Below are 2,588 nucleotides of genomic sequence, written 5' to 3' on the forward strand. Positions count from 1 at the left end.
GCATTTGGAACATATTTTATTAAGCTTAATCCAAAACCTATAATTAATCCACTAAATGCAGTTGAGAATTTAACTATAAAAGTTTGTGCTGAGAATATTATACTTTCACTTCTTTTTCCTAATTTATATTCACCATAGTCAACAGCATTTGAAATCATAACTGTAGTTGCTGCATTTATTAATCCAACACCTAAATTATAAGCTATTCCTGTTGCACATAATAATATACTATTTCCCATACCACTTACTATAAACATTCCACCAAATCCTAATACAGTTAGAATGCATGCTATTGTATAAACATTTTTTCTTCCTACTACTTTAGATATTCTAGGGAATAATATTAATGCTGCTACTTGAGTTACTGTTCCCATTGCCACAAATGTAGCATATAAATTTAAATCTTTTATTGCATATGTAAAGAAATAAACTAAAAATCCGCTATATAAAAACTGTGCAACTTGGAAAATTACAACTGATGCTATTATTACTAAAAGTTGATCGTTTTTTCCTAAAATAGTTACTATCTCTGATATTTTTATCTTATCTTTATTTTCTACCACATTTTTTTCTTTAACGTTTAAAACTGTTACTAATGTAGATATTACAAATATTATTGATATTATTATACCTAATCTAAAATAACCTTGTGATTTACTAGCTACTCCAAGTATACCAATTAACATTAAACCAAAAGTATTTACTGATGCTCCCCCAAGTGTTGCAAATATTCTAGGTATTACTGCAATTTTATCTCTTTCTTCTGGATTACTTGTAAAAGATGGTACCATTGACCAATAAGGTATATCCATAATAGTGTATGTCATTCCCCAAAGTATATAAGCCACTGAACAATATACATATACCATTTTTCCTTGTAAAAAGTTAGCTGGATTTAAGAATAAAAATACTAATACAACTGCGTTTATTAATGTTCCTATTAAAATCCATGGTCTAAATTTTCCCCATTTAGTTTTAGTATTGTCAACTATAAGCCCCATGACTGGATCATTTACTGCATCCCAAAATCTAGAAAAGAAGAATAAGCTTCCTACAAATACTGAAGAAATACCTACTTCATCTGTAAAAAATATCATAAGATATGTTGCTACTACTGCATAAACCATATCTTTTCCAAATGCTCCTATCCCATAAGAGTATTTTTCTTTTGCTGTTACTTTTTCCATTTTAATTTAACCCCTCCATAACTTCATATAAATTAACTTAGAAAATGTTTTCTTTTTCAACATTTTTTTATTATAATTATTGTTTATTTAAGTATATTTTAATTTTTTATATTTATTTATAGAATATTTTTATGTTATTTAAATATGGTTTAATGTTGTTTTTAGTATAATTATGGATTTTTAAAAACAAAAAAGCCGACTTCTATTTAATATAGAAATCAGCTTTTAATAATAAAAATTTGCTTTTTAAAAATCTATTTTATATATTTTTAGTTTTTATTTACCTATAAACATTTGTGTCCAATATAAAGTACCTTTTGCATCTTTTGCAACACCTATGCCTATTTCTGTATAATTTTTATTTAATATATTTTCTCTGTGACCTTGAGAATTCATCCAAGCATTTACAACTTGTGCTGGAGTTTTTTGACCTTTAGCTATATTTTCTCCTGCAGTTTTATAGCTTATATTAAATTTTTTCATCATTTCAAATGGTGAACCGTAAGTTGGAGAAGTATGACTAAAGTAATTTTTATTTATCATATCTTGAGATTTTAAAGTTGCCACATTTGATAACTCTGCATTAAAAGATAATTCTTTTAATCCAACTTTAGCTCTTTCAACGTTAACAAGTCTAACTACTTCTTTTTGGAAGCTTAAAAATTCATTAGTAGTATTATCATTTGATATATTATCATTATTACCTGGTTTTTCAACTATATTTTCATTATCATTTTTGTCGTCTGTATTTGTATTGTTATTTTCTTGATTATTGTTGTTATTAGTGTTTGTATTACTATTATTGTTTCCTACATTTGTATTATTGTTATTTGAGTTATTATTATCAGTATTTATATTGTCATTATTTTGATTGTTGTTATTATCTGTATTTGTATTATTATTATTTTGATTATTATTATCTGTAGATGGTTTATTATTACATCCTAGAGGTATTTTATATTTTACTCCATTTATACAAAGATATATTGAATCTTTCTTTTTACAATTATTTATAGTATTCTTACTTAATGCACTTGATGATACTACACTAGATCCCGCTATTACAGTAATTAATCCTGCTGTTAATAATGTCTTAAACTTTTTATTCATAATATACACCTATCCTTTTTCTGATTTTGTTACTTTTTTGTAACCTTATGGGTATGTCTTGCCCCCGTGATTAGTATTCTAGCATTATTTTGTTAGTTTTTTAACTGTTATTTAATGTAAATTTATTAGTTTACCCATCTTATCCCTGCAATATACTCATTTTTATACAAAAAAATACAACATAATTTTCATTATGTTGTAACTTTTCGACTTTATTTTGTAACCTTTTTGTTAATTATCAAAATCTATATGATATGTTTTTCCATCTACTTTTATATCTAAGTAAGATAA

General features: G+C 25.3%; 2 protein-coding genes. Both read right to left on the reverse strand.

Annotation, left to right across the window (positions count from 1 at the left end):
• Nucleotides 1–1,187 (reverse strand): melibiose:sodium transporter MelB (melB, locus tag Q0G30_RS14110; RefSeq protein ID WP_294391356.1); only part of this gene is annotated, 1,187 nt, incomplete at its 3' end.
• Between the two features lie 276 nt (nucleotides 1,188–1,463).
• Entirely contained in the window at nucleotides 1,464–2,297 is an 834-nt protein-coding gene (locus Q0G30_RS14115; protein ID WP_294391359.1) for a CAP domain-containing protein, read from the reverse strand.
• Between the last annotated feature and the right edge of the window lie 291 nt (nucleotides 2,298–2,588).

It is taken from the genome of uncultured Clostridium sp. (assembly GCF_934754925.1).
Classification (GTDB): domain Bacteria; phylum Bacillota; class Clostridia; order Clostridiales; family Clostridiaceae; genus Clostridium.

What these genes read in the sequence shown, in the direction of transcription:
- Q0G30_RS14115 (WP_294391359.1), bottom strand. Translation starts at nt 2,297, where the DNA reads ATGAATAAAAAGTTTAAGACATTATTAACAGCAGGATTAATTACTGTA.